Below are 15,435 nucleotides of genomic sequence, written 5' to 3' on the forward strand. Positions count from 1 at the left end.
ATGAAATTTTTAGCTGCTCTTGCTCCATATTTGATAAACCATGTTGTCAAATACATTCTGACTGCCTTAGGGGTGTCTATAATTACCTATGTTGGTTTTGACGCCCTTATGAGTAATCTCAAAAATCAATTTATAAGCAGCATGGGGGCGGTTCCCGCCGGCGCGATCCAAATTTTTTATATCGCAGGTGGCGGCGTGGTTTTGAACATCATGTTTGGGATGTTAGCCTTTGTCGTTACTTTTAAAACCCTGTCTAAATTAAGCTTCGGCAAGAAAGGATAAAGATGGCAGCCATTACCCTGATTACAGGTAAACCAAGAATAGGCAAAACCGCTTTTGCTGTCGAACTGCTTATGTTTGATGACTTCTATAAAGGTCGAAAAATTTTCTCCAACATCAACGGCCTTTTGATAGACCATCATAAACCGCCGGAAGGGCATAGCTGGGAAGACATGCATGAATGGCTGAAATGGAGAGAGAATATAGGCTCTGTCGTCATATATGACGAAGTGCAATATCTATTCCCGACACGTTCCAGCGGTTCAAAAATGCCTGAAAACGTCGCCTTTTTGAACATTCACGGCCATTACGGTATCGACATGATACTAATCACACAATCGCCCAAGTTGCTTGACGTGAATTTGCGCGAAGTCGTGAATAAGCATATCCATATAGCTGCAAACAAAATGGGTGGCCTGACAAGGTTGGAATGGAACGAAGTAGCCTTAAACCCAACTCAACAGGCAAGAAACGCCTTGTCCAGTTCGCATAAAATCAGACAGGAGGTTTTTGAATACTACAAATCCGCCGAAGTGCATACCGCCCATTCGCATGTCAAATCAAGGTGGTATTACGTAATAATTGCCATGTTGTTTATCCTGCCGTGTATCTTAGGTTTGGTCGGATTCATGGGCTATAAGATGTATCAGGGTTATAAGGAAAAAGCAGGAATAACGGCACAGGCCGAAGCAGCAAATGAAGATACAGGTTTCAAAAATCCGCTTGACCCTGAAAGCCAAAAAGAAATGATGCCGCAAAGCGGTATTCAGGGGCAAAACCTCAAACCTGAAGACTTTGTGCCAACGCTCGCCGAAAAGCCCGAAAGCAAACCCATCTACAACGGCGTCCGCCAAGTCAAAACATTTGAGTACCCTGTCGGCTGCGTCGATGGCGGAAAAAGTGGCTGTACCTGCTATTCCGCCCAAGGAACACCCTTAAAAGAGATAACCAAAGCCATGTGCAAAGACTACGCTAAAAACGGCTTGCCGTTTAATCCGTATAAGGACGAACAACAACAGGCAGCCCAACAGCCACAAACCGCCCCGCAGACCGCCTATGAGCCTGAAAACAGCCAAGTCATCACAATGGGCGGGCAAAGCCCAAAAAACCTAATGTATGACGGCTACGTCGAAGCAGGTCAACAGTTTGCACAACGCGGCGGGGTTGTAGGTACTCAATGAAATAAAGGTCGTCTGAAATTCAGACAACCTTTTTTATTATGTTTTATTTAAAGATAAATATTATGTTTTTTGTTTGGTTTCAATGATATGGTTTTTGCCCGGCGAAATTTTCATTAATATATCTAAAAGGTGACCTTTATTTTTAAGGAATTGGGATTTAAAGAGTCAAGGGGGAAGTTTTGTAAAGATTGGGAGTGTTTTTTGCCCAATCTTTATGAATACCCCCTTTACTCTTTAAAGCACAAAATTACGCTTGTGGTAGGTGGGCAGGAAGGGTTTTATTTCCTGCCCGCCTGCCACGTGGCGAACGTCCCCGAAGGGTCGCCGAAGGCAAATATTAAGATTTAAGCAATTTTATTTCTTCCGGCGACGTTAAAAATCCCATTTTTAAGCAAAATTGAGCTCCACCGGCTGCAATAAAATGCCAAAATGAATCATGCTATACTTAAACCCGGCAAAGGATTAGCTACCCTATGCCGAAGCCGTCCAGCCTGACAACGACCAAGCCTAAAGGCTGTCAAGAAGATTAGGCGGGCGGCTTTATTGTTTGTTAAATTGAGTAGTATCAAAGAACCTAGATTCTGAATAAGTAAGGGTAATCTATGCGAAACGCCGTAGGACTTGATATATCAAAGACGACTTTTGACGCAACCGCCATCATTGGCGGCATCGAAAATTCTGCCAAGTTTGATAACGACAGCAAAGGCTTTGAGCAGTTCAAACACTGGTTGACAGAATTAGGCTGTACTGACGCGCATATCTGCATGGAAGCCACGGGCAACTACTACGAAGGCATCGCCGACTACATAGGCAGCCTGTACAAAGTATCAGTCGTCAACCCGCTGAAAATCAGCAAATACGCCGAAAGCAGGTTTACCCGAACCAAAACAGACAAACAAGACGCAAAACTGATAGCCGAATACTGTCAGACGGCCAAAGCCCAAGACCTCGTGATCCGAAAACCAGTCATAAACGACGGCTACAAACTCAAACGTCTCTCCGCTCTCTATGCCCAACTGACCGCAGACAGCACCGCCAAAAAAACAGACTCGAAGCCGCAAAAGACACCTTTGTCGTCAAAATCTGCGAAAGCAACATCAAGCATTTGCAGCGGCAAATAAAGGCAGTCAAAAAAGAACTGGAGAAACTCACGAAGCAACCCGCATTGAAAGAACAGACCGACAGACTGGCCACCATACCCGCCATCGGCAGGCTGACCGCCGTCATGCTGCTGAACTACCTTTCAGGCGCGGATTTCCAAACATCAAACAAGTTTGCAGCGTTCGCAGGATTAACGCCTCAAATCAAAGATTCCGGCACATCGGTAAGAGGCAAACCGAGTCTGACTAAGTACGGCAATCGAAGACTACGCGCCATGCTCTTCATGCCCGCCATGGTCGCCTATCGGATAAAGGCATTCCCAGACTTCATTTCACGCCTTGAAGCCAAGAACAAACCCAAAAAGGTAATTATTGCCGCCATCATGCGTAAACTTGCCGTCATCGCCTATCACGTCCACAAAAAAGGCGAAGACTACGACCCGAACCGCTATAAAGCGGCGTGATTGAACCAAAAAAATCACGGCATTTCAAATGAAACGCCGTGACATCGTTGTGTGCAAATATCACTCAATTTAAATATTATGCAAATCAACGGTTTGTAAATTAAATGTAAAGATGATATTGTCAAGTAAAGTAGTATCTTCTTGTTTACTGTTTTACCATGCGGCGGTATCAATCGAGCAACGCGTCCACAAAAGCGCGCGCGTCAAACGGGCGCAAATCGTCTATGCCTTCGCCCACGCCGATATAGCGGACGGGGACGGGGCGGTCGGAGGCAAGCGCGGCGAGGATGCCGCCTTTTGCCGTACCGTCGAGTTTGGTCACAATCAGTCCCGTCAGCCCCAGCGCATCGTCAAAGGCTTTGACTTGGTTGACGGCGTTTTGCCCGATGTTGGCATCGAGGACGACGATGATTTCGTGCGGCGCGTCGGGCATCGCTTTTTGCAACACGCGCTTCACTTTTTTGATTTCTTCCATCAAATGAAGCTGCGTGGGCAGGCGGCCGGCGGTGTCGGCAAGCACGATGTCGATGCCGCGCGCTTTGGCGGCTTGGACGGCATCGAAGCAGACGGCGGCGGAATCGCCCGTGGTTTGCGAAATGACGGTAACGTTGTTGCGTTCGCCCCATGCTTGAAGCTGCTCGCGAGCGGCGGCGCGAAAGGTGTCGCCGGCGGCAAGCAGCACGGATTTGCCCTGCGCTTGGAAATATTTGGCGAGTTTGCCGATGGAAGTGGTTTTGCCCGCGCCGTTGATGCCCGCCAACATGATGACGAACGGCTCTTTCGTGTCGGGCAAGACCAGCGGTTTTTCCAACGGCTTAATCAAGTCGTACAAGGCTTCTTTTAATGCGCCGCGCAACTCGTTGCCGTCTTTCAGCCCCTTGAGGCTGACGCGGTTGCGCACGTCTTTCATCAGGTATTCCGTCGCTTCCATGCCCATGTCGCTGGTAATCAGCACGGTTTCCAGCTCTTCGTACAAATCTTCGTCGATTTGCCCGCCGCCGAACACGCCCGCCAGCGATTTCGCCATTTTGTCGCGCGATTTGGTCAAACCCTGTTTCAAACGCGCCGCCCAGCCGAGTTTGGGTTCGGTTTCGGACGGCTCAGAGGTTTCAGACGACGTGGCGACGGCTGTATTTTCAAAGGCTGCTACGGAATGTTCTTCGGATGCGGCAGGCGCGGCTTCAGCTTGGGTTTCTAAGGCTTCGACAGCTTCTGCGGTTTCAGACGACCCGTCGCTGACCGCGTCATGGACGTGTTCTACTGCTGCGGAAACATTTTCGGCAGCGGTTTCGCTGACCGCTTCCACGCGTTCTTCCACTTTTTCGACCGTTTCAGACGACATTTCGCTGACTGCCTCGCGGATGTGTTCGACCGTTTCGGAAACATGTTCAGCCACAGTCTCGCGGATTTCTTCGGCACGTTCTTTTGCGTTTTCTACCGCCGTTTCGACTGCCGCCGTCAGCTCTTCCGCTTTTTCGCTGATGTTTTCCTGAACCGTTTCAAGCGTTTGCGAAACGGTGGTTTCGGCGCGCTCTACGGCTTCGGCGGCGGTTTCCTGAATGCGGGTTTCTTCTTGAGCGGGCGTTTCCTGTTTTTTCTTGCGGCGGAAGAAGCTGAACATTGAATTTTCCTTTTAATTTTAGAAGCTTGAAATAGGGCGTATTGTAGCGTATTTTACGCGGCAAGGTCGTCTGAAAATCCAGGCTGTAAGGTTTTGGCATCTTCAACGTCTAATAATACAAACCATCCACACAGGAAACATTAGAGATGAAACCCCGTACCTTCTTTTCCCTTTGCGCCAAGTTCGGCTGTCTGTTTGCGCTGGGCGCTTGTTCTCCCAAAATCGCCGATGCCGAAGCCGCGACCGTGCCGCACACCTTGTCCACTTTGAAAACCGCGGACAACCGCCCCGCCAGCGTTTATTTGAAAAAAGACAAACCCACCCTGATTAAATTCTGGGCGAGCTGGTGTCCTTTGTGTTTGTCCGAATTGGGGCAGACCGAAAAATGGGCGCAGGATAAGCGGTTCAGCTCCGCCAACCTGATTACCGTTGCGTCCCCCGGCTTTTTGCACGAGAAAAAAGACGGCGACTTTCAAAAATGGTATGCCGGTTTGAACTATCCCAAGCTGCCCGTCGTGACCGACAACGGCGGCACCATCGCCCAAAGCCTGAATATCAGCGTTTACCCTTCGTGGGCGTTAATCGGTAAAGACGGCGACGTGCAGCGCATCGTCAAAGGCAGCATCAACGAAGCGCAGGCATTGGCGTTAATCCGTGACCCGAATGCCGATTTAGGTCGTCTGAAAAACGCGTTCTACAAACCCGACACACAGAAAAAGGATTCAAAAATCATGAACACGCGCACCATCTACCTCGCCGGCGGCTGCTTCTGGGGCTTGGAAGCCTATTTCCAACGCATAGACGGCGTGGTGGACGCCGTATCCGGCTACGCCAACGGCAAAACAAAAAATCCGAGCTACGAAGATGTGTCCTACCGCGACACGGGCCATGCCGAGACCGTCAAAGTCACCTACGATGCCGACAAACTCAGCCTCGACGACATCCTGCAATACTATTTCCGCGTCGTTGACCCGACCAGCCTCAACAAACAAGGCAACGACACCGGCACGCAATACCGCAGCGGCGTGTACTACACCGATCCCGCCGAAAAAGCCGTCATTGCCGCCGCCCTCAAACGCGAGCAGCAAAAATACAAACAGCCCCTCGTCGTCGAAAACGAGCCGCTGAAAAACTTCTACGACGCCGAGGAATACCATCAGGACTACCTGATTAAAAACCCCAACGGCTACTGCCACATCGACATCCGCAAAGCCGACGAACCGCTGCCGGGCAAAACCAAAGCCGCCCCGCAAGGCAAAGGCTTCGACGCGGCAACGTATAAAAAACCCAGCGATGCCGAACTCAAACGCATCCTGACCGAAGAGCAATACCAAGTGACCCAAAAAAGCGCGACCGAATACGCCTTCAGCCACGAATACGACCACCTGTTCAAACCCGGCATTTATGTGGACGTCGTCAGCGGCGAACCCCTGTTCAGCTCCGCCGACAAATTCGATTCCGGCTGCGGCTGGCCGAGCTTCACCCGCCCGATTAACGCCGCCGCCGTTACCGAACACGACGATTTCAGCTACAACATGCGCCGCACCGAAGTGCGCAGCCATGCCGCCGATTCGCACTTGGGACACGTCTTCCCCGACGGCCCGCAAGATAAAGGCGGACTGCGCTACTGCATCAACGGCGCAAGTTTGAAATTCATCCCGCTGGAACAAATGGACGCGGCAGGCTACGGCGCGTTGAAAGGCAAAGTGAAATAAAGGCGCGATAACACGAAAGGTCGTCTGAAAACGTTTTAACGCCATTCGTTAGACGTTTTCAGACGACCTTTCATTCATTCTGCCAAACCGTTCAGCCTTTCGGATAAAACCGCACCACATTTTCTCCTTCGGGCAGCGTCAGTTTCTTCACGGCATGGCCGTACACGGTTTCGAGCGTGACGGTCAGACCGCCTTCGGTTTCAAAAATCTTATCCACAAACGCATCAGCCGCTTGGGCATCGCTGAATTTCAAAGCGTGCCACAAGCCCAGGGTTTCCATGTCCTGCCGGAACGTCGCCGCCTTGCGGTAGCTCAATTCGAGCTTGGCGGTATCGGTCACGGGGTCGTAGAAACCGTTGTCGGCAAGCATGTCGCCGAGGTCGTGCATATCGATTAAGGTCGGCGTTTCACAGGCTATCCCTGCGCTTTTCAGACGACCTGTCAGCTCGGTCAGGCTGTCGCGGCCAAAATGGGTGAAGAATAATAAACCGTCTGTTTTCAAAGCGTTTGCCCAATTTTTCAGGACGGGCAGGATTTCGTCCGCGCGGGGCAGGCTGAGGTTCGCCCACAACATATCGGCACAGGCTTCGGGCAGCGGGTCGGTCAAGGCTTGGCAGTGTTGCGGGACGGTTTTGCCGGTGAGTTTTTGCCAAAAACCGCTTTTGCGCGCGGCTGCGGCGGTTTGGAGGAAATCGGCGCGCGGGTCGTATTCTTCGAATACGGCGTTCGGATAACGCGCGGCAAGCAGGCTGCGGCTGATGTCCGCGTCCGCACCGACCAGCAGGATGCGTTTGGGCGCGTTGCGGACGATTTGCAGCCGCTCGTCGGTGTCTTGGGCCAGATGGCGGTGGATTTGCCAGCGTTTGTCTTGTAGGTTCATGTTTCAGACGACCTTTTTCTTCTTTTTTGAAGGGGTGGTTTTTTGCGGTGTGATTTAGGTTGGCGCAGGTTTCAAACCAAATTATACAAGGTTAAAGACCGGCAGAAATGCGCCTGCCGGTCTTTGTTTGAGCGGATTTCAGACGACCTTACCAATAGCCCAAAGCCTTCCACCACAATCCGCCGACAACGATAAATACCAGCAGGTTTACCACGCTCATGATAAAGCCCGCCTTCCACCATTCGCCCAGCGTCGTATAGCCCGAACCGAAAACAACAGGCGCGGTGCCGGTGGCGTAGTGGGTCAGTGTCATCATCAGGCTTGACGCGGCGGCAAGCATCAGACCGAACCCCATCGGCGGCGCACCCAAAAACAGTCCTGCCGCGTAAAACGCGCCGAACATCGCCGTAATGTGGGCGGTGGTGCTGGCGAACATATAATGCGCGTACATATAAATCAGCATCAGCAAAGCCGACGCGCCGACCCAGCCCATGCCGGTATTTTTAATGTTGCTGCCGAGCATATCCGAAAACCAGCCGATCAGACCGAGCTTGTTCAGGAAAGAAGCCATCATCACCAGCGCGGAGAACCATACTACCGTATCCCACGCCCCTTTTTCCTTCAAGACATCGTCCCAAGTCAGCACGCCCGACAAAAGCAGCAGCGACAAGCCTATAAAGGCGGTGGTGGTGGGGCTGACGGCGAAAGCCTTGCCGAAAATCATCGCCGGAACGCCTGCCCACAAAATCAGCAATACGGCAAAAATCGCCAACATGGTTTTCTCGCCGCGGTTCATCGGCCCCTGTTCTCTCAGGTGGTCTTTGGCAAACTGCGCCGCGTTGGGCGTTTCCTTGATTTCGGGCGGATAAATGAAATACAGCACCAGCGGCATCAGAAACATCGCCACCAAACCCGGCAGCAGCATCGCCAAAGCCCAAGTGCCCCAGCTCAAATGAATCTCGCTGTTTGTTGCCTTGGCAATCAAATCGACCACCAGCGGATTGGGGGCGGTGGCGGTGATGAACATTGCCGATGAAATCGGATTGCTGTGGTAATTCACCAAAGCCAGATAGCGGCCGATGCGCCCCTGCGTTCCTTTTTCAGGGTCGGAATCATAGCTGGACGAAATCGCTTTCATCACGGGGTGGATAATGCCGCCGCCGCGCGCGGTGTTGCTGGGCGTGACCGGCGCGAGAATCAGCTCCGACAGGGCCAGGCTGTAACCGATACCCAGCGTTTTCTTGCCGAACACCGAAATAAAATAATAGCCGATACGTGCGCCCAAACCCGTTTTCAAAATCCCGCGCGAAATCATGATCGAAATACCGATCAGCCAAATCAGCGGGTCGGCAAACGAACTCAAGGCATCCTTAATTGCCACATCCGCCGGCTTTTTAATCGGATTGCCGTCCGCACCCAGCTCGGGTACCGTTACCTGCGTTAAAGCCACCATCATCATGGCGATAATCGACAATGCCCCGATCGGCATCGCCTTGCCGATAATCGCCGCAATCACGCCGACAAACATCGCCAACAAATGCCAAGCCTGCGGCGTCACGCCGTCAGGGACGGGGATGACGAACCAAATCAATAATGCCAAGCCCACCGCAATCGCAGCAGGGATGGGTTTGAAACCGATTTTTTCCATACCGACACTCCTTTTTGAATCGACAATATAGTGGATTAACAAAAATCAGGACAAGGCGGCGAAGCCGCAGACAGTACAGACAGTACGGAACCGATCCACTTGGTGCTTCAGCACCTTAGAGAATCGTTCTCTTTGAGCTGAGGCGAGGCAACGCCGTACCGATTTAAAGTTAATCCACTATATATACAAAGAAAATAATACTGCCACTATAACGCCGACCGGCAATAAATGTAAGTATCGCAGCGTAGGTTTAAATCAAGAAAAGGCGGGGGATTGGATTCACGTCTGCAGTGATATCACAGCAGAAAAGCTTTTCAGACGACCTTTTCGACAAAACCGCGGTAACGTTCGGCAAATTCGTCGGCGTGGCTTAAAAACGGGGCGTGTGCCGCTTTTTCCATCAATACCAATTCGCTGTCCGCCAGATGGCGGTTGAGGTATTCGCCCATGCGCGGCGGGGTGATGGCGTCTTTTTGTCCGAACACCAAAAGCGAGGGGGCTTGGATGCTTGAAAGCAGGGGGCGGGCATCGGCTTGGTTGACGGCGTCCAGCGCGGCTTGCAGGGCGGGCGGTGAGCCGTGGCGGGAGAGGTCGGGCAGGATGTTGCCTATGATTTCGGCGGCGTTTGGTGTGTGCAGCAACTGTAATTGTAGAAACTGTTTGATATGTTTGGCATAATCCTGCCGGAACGCGCCGACCATCTTGCCCAAAGCGGGATTGGACAGCCCTTCGGGGTAGTCCGCGGCGGCGGTCAGGCGGGCGAAACTTGCGGTCAGGCAGAGCGAGCGGACTTTGTCGGGACGGCGTGCGGCAAGATGGAGCGCGACCAAGCCGCCGAGCGACCAGCCGAGGATGTGGGCGGGCGTGTCGATTTCTTTGGCGAAGGCTTCGGCAATCGCGGCGATGTTGAAGTTTTCGGCAAAGGGCGCGTCGCCGTGTCTGGGCAGGTCGAGCGCGCGGATGTCCCAATCGGCGGGTAGGCGCGGAATGAGGTCGTCGAAGACGTGGCGGTTCGCTGCCCAGCCGTGTATCAGATAAACTTTTTTGGCGGAGTGCGGCATGGCTGTTTTCTCTATGGATGTGTTTTCTTGGTGGCGCAATGCGGGATGGTGGCACAAAAGCCGTTGCGTATTATGCCACGCCTTGGTTTCAGCGTGCGAAACCCGGCCGTATGGCGGTTTTTGCGGCGGTTGCGCGGCGGACTTGGAAGAGTTTTTTACGGACGCGGCAAACAGTTGCCCCTTGTGTTTCCGCACTATACAGGGCGGGGCGGTGTGCGGAGGCTGTCAGAAGAAGCCGCCGGCATTTGAGCGGATGTGGGCTTCGCTGTATTATGAGCCGCCCGTCAGCAGTATGATACGCGCGTTGAAGCATTTGGCAGACCTCGGCATGAGCCGTCCGCTGGCGGAACTGATGCGCCGCCATGCGCCCGACTGGCTGGAAACGAAGCATTTCGATTTTGTGCTGCCCGTGCCGTTGAGCAAAGAAAGGCGGCTGCACCGCGGCTTCAACCAAAGCGAGGAATTGGCGGATATTCTGTCCGAACATTACGGCTGGACGCTGCTGCCGCGGCAGACGGTTTTCAGACGACATCGCGAGCCGCAAAGTACGCTGAAAAGCGCAGACAGGGTTCGCAATATAAAAAATGCTTTTGAAATCAATGGTCATATCCCGAAAAACTGTAATATTTTGTTAATCGACGATGTGTTCACCACCGGTTCGACGCTGAACGAATTGGCGCGGACGCTGAAAAAATCAGGTGCAGGCAAGATTTTTTGCTGGAGTTTGGCGCGTCCGCCAATGAAAAAATAGCTAAAGTTTTTGACACCTGCGGAACATTTCGGCATTATGCCCCTCTATAAGTGATTGATTTATATGTTTACCATAGTTTTGTACCAACCCGAAATCCCGCCCAATACGGGCAATATCATCCGATTGTGCGCCAACACCGGAGCCGATTTGCATCTGGTCAAGCCGCTCGGTTTTCCGCTGGATTCGGCAAAAATGAAACGCGCAGGTTTGGATTATCACGAGTTTGCAAAACTGACGGTACACGAGAATTTCGAAGATTGTCTCAAAGCCTTGGAAGGCCGCCGCATTTTCGCGCTGACCACCAAAGGCAAAACCCGTCCCGACGAAGTTTCCTTTGTTGAGGGCGATGTCTTTTTATTCGGCCCCGAGACACGCGGCCTGCCCGCCGAAATCCTCGACACCCTGCCCCAAGGGCAAAAGCTGCGCCTGCCCATGAAGCCCGGCAGCCGGAGCATGAATCTTTCCAACACCGTCGCCGTGATTCTGTTTGAAGCATGGCGGCAAAACGGTTACGCAGGCGGTGTATAACATCCGCTGGGGAGTCTCCCTGAGCCGTTTGACAAAAACCAAGACGATACTGTCCGACAACAGCTTGGTTTTTGTCAAACCGCCGATACGTCGTCTGAAACCGCCTGGGAGCCATCCCACCGCGTTATCAACTCAAGAACGGACTACGTTTTGACTTTATCTAAAACTACCCTTTTCTCCACCCTGACTGCCGTCGCAATCAGCATCCTTTCCATTCATTCCGCCTCAGCCGACTCCATCGTTCGTGCCGAGAAGCTGCATTCCTCCGCCAACCGCAGCTACAAAGTCGCCGGCAAACGCTACACGCCGATGACCAAAGTATCCTCCTTCGTCCAAACCGGCAACGCCTCATGGTACGGCAGCCAGTTCCACGGCCGTAAAACCTCCAGTGGCGAGCGTTACAATATGAACGCCCTGACCGCCGCCCACAAAACCCTCCCCATTCCCAGCTACGCCCGTGTGACCAACACCAAAAACGGTAAAAGCGTCATCGTCCGCGTCAACGACCGCGGTCCTTTCCACGGCAACCGCGTGATCGACGTGTCCAAAGCCGCTGCCCAGCAATTGGGTTTCATCAACCAAGGCACGGGACACGTCAAAGTCGAACAAATCGTTCCGGGTCAAAACGTCCAAGCCTACAACGGTCAAGATATTTTCGTCGATTTGAAATCCTTCGGTACCGAGCGCGAAGCGCAAGCCTATATGAACCAGGCTGCGGCAAACCTTTCTTACGGCAAAATGAATCCGAAAGTTTCCATGGAGAAACGCGACTACGAATACGTCGTCAAAATGGGCCCGTTCACCTCGCAAGAGCGTGCCGCCGAAGCCGAAGCCAAAGCACGCGGTCTGATTCAGGCAGCTTCGCTGTCCCTCTAAGCCGCATTCGTGTTTTCAGACGACCTGTTGCAAGACAGGTCGTTTTGTATTGAAGCATGGGTATAAAGCCGTCGTATCCTTGCATCCTTTTCCTTATATAGTGGATTAAAATAGTGGATTAAAATAGTGGATTAAAATTGCAATGATACGGCGTTGCCAACGCCCTTATGTACTACCCGTACACGGCGGGCGTTGACGCCTTGTCTCATTTTTATTTTAATCCACTATAATTCCCCGCTTCTCAACCAAAGGAATCCCCACCATGTCCCTCCCACCTTGCCCGCAATGCCAATCCGAATACACCTACGAAGACGGCAGCCAATACATCTGTCCCGAATGCGCGTTTGAATGGACGGAAAACGACGGCGAAGCCGCCGAAGAAACCCTGAGCGTCAAAGATGCCAACGGTGCCGTGTTGCAAGACGGCGACAACGTCGTCCTGATTAAAGACCTCAAAGTCAAAGGCAGCTCCATGGTCATCAAGCAAGGAACCAAGGTAAAAGGCATACGCCTGCAAGAAGGCGACCACAATATCGGTTGCAAAATCGACGGCAGCGCGATGAATTTGAAATCAGATTTTGTCAAAAAAGCATGATGTTGGTATAATAATTGTTGGTGGGTCGCTAGGCCGACCTGAAAACCGTTTGTAAAGCTACTTGTCTCCGTAAGGGTTGCTTTCAAACGGTTTTCGCCTTTTTTAAAGCTGTTTTCCCATAAAAAAACGCACCTTATTGCAAGGTGCGTTTTGATTTGTACGGTTTAGAATTTGGCACCGGATTGGTTGGCCATATAATCGACCGCCGCTTTGACTTCGTCGTCGCTCAGGCTGGTATTGCCGCCTTTTGCCGGCATGGTGTTGAAGCCTTCGAGTGCATGTTTGTGCAAGGTTTCTTTGCCTTGTTTGATACGCGGAGCCCAATCGTCATTTTTACCGACAACAGGAGCGCCCGGGATGGTACCGCCGTGGCACATTTTACAGCTGGCTTCGAAAACGGCCTTGCCGTCCACTTTGGCGGAAGAGGCATCTGCCGGTTTTTCTTCCGGTTTGGCTTCAGCAGGAGCAGCGTCTTTTACTTCCGAAGCAGCTTTGGCGGCAGTATCTTCTACTTTGCTTGCTGCTTCTTGAACAGCAGGGGCAACGGTATCAACGGCAGAAGCGGCAGCATCTTTAACATCGGAAGCAACAGCAGTAGCCGCTTCCTTAGTTTCCTGTTTGGCTTCTTGGGAACAAGCCGACAAAGCGGCCATCATCATCGCAGCAATTAGTAGTTTGTTCATGTTCTATCTTTCTTAAATTTTTTAGTTAAGATACTGTTTTATAAAACAGCTGAAAAAATTCTAACACACATCATTTTCATGTTCCCACTGATGTAGTGGTTTGTAGTAAAAATATTGGCATAAGTCATATTTTGTTTTGAAAAAAGGCAGAAAATGTTGACACCTATACAACCATTCCTATATAGCCTCCGGCTTATTGGGCGGTTTGAATCTTGTTTGCCATGCCTTTAAATCCGCCCAAATCCTGCCCAATTGCAAAATCCCGGCTTTAAAAGCCGGCTTTTTATGGGCGCGCCATTTCATCCCAACTCATGCTCAAACCAATCAATCCCTATTTTCTTTCATGCAAAAAGGTCGTCTGAAACTCTACATCAGGTTTCAGACGACCTTTTTATAGTGGATTAACTTTAAACCGGTACGGCGTTACCTCGCCTTGCCGTACTATCTGTACTGTCTGCGGCTTCGTCGCCTTGTCCTGATTTAAATTTAATCCACTATACCTTATCCGCCAGCTTCAAAACATCTTTTTCATGGCTTTCTGAATAAGGTCGAGTTGTTTTTTATATTCGCGGCAATGGGGGCATATCAGCAGGTGGCTGCCCAGAAAAACGCGTTCGGGAACGGTCAGGCGGGTTTCGTCCTGTTTTTTGGAGAGCAGGTAGGCGGTTTTGCGGCATTTGTTCATCGTGGTTTCCTAACGGGTTTAACCGGCATGTTCTGCATTGCCGAACCATTTGATTTGCAGGCATTGGCGCAGGGTTTCGCGGGCGCGGTGCATGATGGTGTGGTAGTTGGACGTGCTGATGCCGCATTGCTCGCGGATTTCGTCGGACGAGAATCCGAGGATTTCCTTCATGGTAAACACGCGGGCGGTGTTTTCGGGCATTTGGTAGAGGCAGGTTTGCAGGATTTCACGAAACTCTTTGTTATCCAACGTTTTTTCGGGCGAGGCCCAAGTTTGCGGATGGCCGTCCGCCGTCCAATGTCCGTCTGATGCAAACCGTTCTTCAAAGATTTCGTCCAACATTTCTTCCGCAGGCGTGGCGAATACTTCGCGCTGCCGTCTGATTTGGCGCAGGCAGTCGATAATTTTGTTTTTCAAAATGGCAAAAAACCAGCTGCCCACTTGTGCTTCTCCTTTAAAACCTTCGGCAGCGCGGTAGGCGGAAAGCATGGTTTCCTGCACAAGGTCTTCCGCCAAATCGGGGCGGTCGGGCAATTGGATGCGGGCAAAACGCAGGAGCAGCTTGCGGGATTCGGCAAGCTCGGCGTCAGTCAATTCGGGGAAGGGCATAATGTATTATTATCGAATGAATAGGTACGGATTTTACGCCGATATAGGGAAGGCGTGTGATGAAACAGACGGACGCACAGACTCTGCCTTTCAGACGACCTTATACATTTCTTAACCATCCAGCGTAAAAAGACGTACAAAAACCAAGCTGCCGCAATCGAATCATTTATAATTTCATGAAAATAAAAACAAGGATTTCACACCATGGCAAAAAAATTCCCCATCTTCCCCAAAGCGCCGGAGCGCATCTGCTGGGGTTGCGACAAATATTGTAAAGAAGACGATTTGCAATGCGGCAACGGCTGCGAGCGCATCCAGCACCCCATCGAATTGGACGGGCGCGAGTGGTATAAAAAAGGCGACTGGAGCAATTTGTTGAGCGAAGAGCAGCAAATCGAACTGGGCTTGAAAGAAGCGCCCAAACCCGCCAAGCCGCATATCAAACTGCCGTTGCGGAACAAGACGGCTTAATCCCGCCAATTTTAAGGGGTCGTCTGAAAACCGAAGGGGTGCAATCATGCGACCTTATTTTTATAGTGGTTTAAAGTTAATCCACTATATTTCAACGATACACCAAGAAATTGACCCCACCCGCGCCAAACCGCCGCTACCTATCTCTATAGCAAACATTCTTAACTTTAAATGCGGTAACTCATCAAATTCCGTCATTCCCGCCCCCGCCTACGCGTGGACAGGCTACGGCAGGAATCCATCTTAAAACTTGAGAAACCCTGATTTGAAAAACAGTTTTTGAATTTC

The 15,435-nt window shown here is 51.4% G+C and carries 15 protein-coding genes and 2 pseudogenes; 9 read left to right on the top strand and 8 right to left on the bottom strand.

Features of this window, described 5'->3' with window-relative positions:
- The 3 genes and pseudogenes from RSJ68_10245 to RSJ68_10255 all read left to right on the top strand — a co-directional run bounded on the left by RSJ68_10245 (position 1) and on the right by RSJ68_10255 (position 3,024).
- Positions 1–282, top strand: coding sequence for a DUF2523 family protein (locus RSJ68_10245; protein ID WNU96789.1), 282 nt, complete (start codon positions 1–3; stop codon positions 280–282).
- 2 nt (positions 283–284) lie between these two features.
- Positions 285–1,460, top strand: coding sequence for a zonular occludens toxin domain-containing protein (locus tag RSJ68_10250; protein ID WNU96790.1), 1,176 nt, complete (start codon positions 285–287; stop codon positions 1,458–1,460).
- Between the two features lie 602 nt (positions 1,461–2,062).
- A pseudogene (locus RSJ68_10255) lies at positions 2,063–3,024 on the top strand (IS110 family transposase).
- Positions 3,025–3,193: 169 nt separating this feature from the next.
- On the opposite strand, the gene ftsY reads toward RSJ68_10255, so the two are convergent.
- Positions 3,194–4,645, bottom strand: coding sequence for a signal recognition particle-docking protein FtsY (gene ftsY / locus RSJ68_10260; GenBank protein ID WNU96791.1), 1,452 nt, complete (start codon positions 4,643–4,645; stop codon positions 3,194–3,196).
- 146 nt (positions 4,646–4,791) lie between these two features.
- Between ftsY and msrAB the strand changes: the two genes are divergently transcribed.
- A complete protein-coding gene (gene msrAB / locus RSJ68_10265) occupies positions 4,792–6,360 on the top strand; it encodes a bifunctional peptide-methionine (S)-S-oxide reductase MsrA/peptide-methionine (R)-S-oxide reductase MsrB (protein ID WNU96792.1) in 1,569 nt (522 codons plus the stop codon).
- Positions 6,361–6,451: 91 nt separating this feature from the next.
- On the opposite strand, the gene RSJ68_10270 is transcribed toward msrAB, so the two are convergent.
- From RSJ68_10270 to bioH, 3 genes are all read right to left on the bottom strand, one after another.
- Entirely contained in the window at positions 6,452–7,240 is a 789-nt protein-coding gene (locus RSJ68_10270; protein ID WNU96793.1) for a methyltransferase, read from the bottom strand.
- A gap of 148 nt (positions 7,241–7,388) precedes the next feature.
- Positions 7,389–8,888: a DASS family sodium-coupled anion symporter gene (locus RSJ68_10275; GenBank protein WNU96794.1), complete on the bottom strand. Its 1,500-nt coding sequence runs from the start codon at positions 8,886–8,888 to the stop codon at positions 7,389–7,391.
- A 314-nt stretch (positions 8,889–9,202) separates the two neighbouring features.
- Positions 9,203–9,949: a pimeloyl-ACP methyl ester esterase BioH gene (gene bioH / locus RSJ68_10280; GenBank protein ID WNU96795.1), complete on the bottom strand. Its 747-nt coding sequence runs from the start codon at positions 9,947–9,949 to the stop codon at positions 9,203–9,205.
- Here bioH and RSJ68_10285 point away from each other — a divergent pair.
- From RSJ68_10285 to RSJ68_10300, 4 genes are all read left to right on the top strand, one after another.
- Positions 9,948–10,700, top strand: a complete 753-nt coding sequence (locus RSJ68_10285; protein ID WNU96796.1) for a ComF family protein — start codon at positions 9,948–9,950, stop codon at positions 10,698–10,700. The two genes, bioH and RSJ68_10285, sit on opposite strands and share 2 nt — an antisense overlap.
- Before the next feature lie 63 nt (positions 10,701–10,763).
- Positions 10,764–11,228 (top strand): tRNA (uridine(34)/cytosine(34)/5-carboxymethylaminomethyluridine(34)-2'-O)-methyltransferase TrmL, encoded by a 465-nt coding sequence (gene trmL, locus RSJ68_10290; GenBank protein ID WNU96797.1) that lies wholly within the window; start codon positions 10,764–10,766, stop codon positions 11,226–11,228.
- Between the two features lie 150 nt (positions 11,229–11,378).
- Complete coding sequence (locus tag RSJ68_10295; GenBank protein ID WNU96798.1) at positions 11,379–12,104, top strand: septal ring lytic transglycosylase RlpA family protein; 726 nt, start codon at positions 11,379–11,381, stop codon at positions 12,102–12,104.
- Between the two features lie 262 nt (positions 12,105–12,366).
- Positions 12,367–12,699 carry a zinc ribbon domain-containing protein YjdM gene (locus RSJ68_10300; protein WNU96799.1) on the top strand — a complete coding sequence of 111 codons (333 nt, stop codon included), beginning with the start codon at positions 12,367–12,369 and terminating at the stop codon, positions 12,697–12,699.
- 164 nt (positions 12,700–12,863) lie between these two features.
- On the opposite strand, the gene RSJ68_10305 is transcribed toward RSJ68_10300, so the two are convergent.
- The 4 genes and pseudogenes from RSJ68_10305 to RSJ68_10320 form a co-directional block, all read right to left on the bottom strand.
- Entirely contained in the window at positions 12,864–13,382 is a 519-nt protein-coding gene (locus RSJ68_10305; GenBank protein WNU96800.1) for a c-type cytochrome, read from the bottom strand.
- A gap of 394 nt (positions 13,383–13,776) precedes the next feature.
- Positions 13,777–13,890, bottom strand: a pseudogene (locus RSJ68_10310) (IS5/IS1182 family transposase).
- Between the two features lie 6 nt (positions 13,891–13,896).
- Positions 13,897–14,067 (bottom strand): zf-HC2 domain-containing protein, encoded by a 171-nt coding sequence (locus tag RSJ68_10315; GenBank protein ID WNU96801.1) that lies wholly within the window; start codon positions 14,065–14,067, stop codon positions 13,897–13,899.
- 18 nt (positions 14,068–14,085) lie between these two features.
- Complete coding sequence (locus tag RSJ68_10320; protein ID WNU96802.1) at positions 14,086–14,676, bottom strand: sigma-70 family RNA polymerase sigma factor; 591 nt, start codon at positions 14,674–14,676, stop codon at positions 14,086–14,088.
- A gap of 204 nt (positions 14,677–14,880) precedes the next feature.
- Here RSJ68_10320 and RSJ68_10325 point away from each other — a divergent pair, with 204 nt between their 5' ends.
- Positions 14,881–15,147, top strand: a complete 267-nt coding sequence (locus RSJ68_10325) for a DUF3079 domain-containing protein (protein ID WNU96803.1) — start codon at positions 14,881–14,883, stop codon at positions 15,145–15,147.
- Positions 15,148–15,435: the final 288 nt, after the last annotated feature.

It is taken from the genome of Neisseria sp. DTU_2020_1000833_1_SI_GRL_NUU_006 (assembly GCA_032388755.1).
GTDB classification, from domain to species: Bacteria; Pseudomonadota; Gammaproteobacteria; order Burkholderiales; family Neisseriaceae; genus Neisseria; species Neisseria sicca_C.

What these genes read in the sequence shown, in the direction of transcription:
- trmL (WNU96797.1), top strand. Translation starts at nt 10,764, where the DNA reads ATGTTTACCATAGTTTTGTACCAACCCGAAATCCCGCCCAATACGGGC.
- RSJ68_10250 (WNU96790.1), top strand. Translation starts at nt 285, where the DNA reads ATGGCAGCCATTACCCTGATTACAGGTAAACCAAGAATAGGCAAAACC.
- msrAB (WNU96792.1), top strand. Translation starts at nt 4,792, where the DNA reads ATGAAACCCCGTACCTTCTTTTCCCTTTGCGCCAAGTTCGGCTGTCTG.
- RSJ68_10285 (WNU96796.1), top strand. Translation starts at nt 9,948, where the DNA reads ATGGCTGTTTTCTCTATGGATGTGTTTTCTTGGTGGCGCAATGCGGGA.
- RSJ68_10325 (WNU96803.1), top strand. Translation starts at nt 14,881, where the DNA reads ATGGCAAAAAAATTCCCCATCTTCCCCAAAGCGCCGGAGCGCATCTGC.
- bioH (WNU96795.1), bottom strand. Translation starts at nt 9,949, where the DNA reads ATGCCGCACTCCGCCAAAAAAGTTTATCTGATACACGGCTGGGCAGCG.
- RSJ68_10275 (WNU96794.1), bottom strand. Translation starts at nt 8,888, where the DNA reads ATGGAAAAAATCGGTTTCAAACCCATCCCTGCTGCGATTGCGGTGGGC.
- RSJ68_10305 (WNU96800.1), bottom strand. Translation starts at nt 13,382, where the DNA reads ATGAACAAACTACTAATTGCTGCGATGATGATGGCCGCTTTGTCGGCT.
- RSJ68_10315 (WNU96801.1), bottom strand. Translation starts at nt 14,067, where the DNA reads ATGAACAAATGCCGCAAAACCGCCTACCTGCTCTCCAAAAAACAGGAC.
- ftsY (WNU96791.1), bottom strand. Translation starts at nt 4,645, where the DNA reads ATGTTCAGCTTCTTCCGCCGCAAGAAAAAACAGGAAACGCCCGCTCAA.
- RSJ68_10320 (WNU96802.1), bottom strand. Translation starts at nt 14,676, where the DNA reads ATGCCCTTCCCCGAATTGACTGACGCCGAGCTTGCCGAATCCCGCAAG.
- RSJ68_10245 (WNU96789.1), top strand. Translation starts at nt 1, where the DNA reads ATGAAATTTTTAGCTGCTCTTGCTCCATATTTGATAAACCATGTTGTC.
- RSJ68_10300 (WNU96799.1), top strand. Translation starts at nt 12,367, where the DNA reads ATGTCCCTCCCACCTTGCCCGCAATGCCAATCCGAATACACCTACGAA.
- RSJ68_10270 (WNU96793.1), bottom strand. Translation starts at nt 7,240, where the DNA reads ATGAACCTACAAGACAAACGCTGGCAAATCCACCGCCATCTGGCCCAA.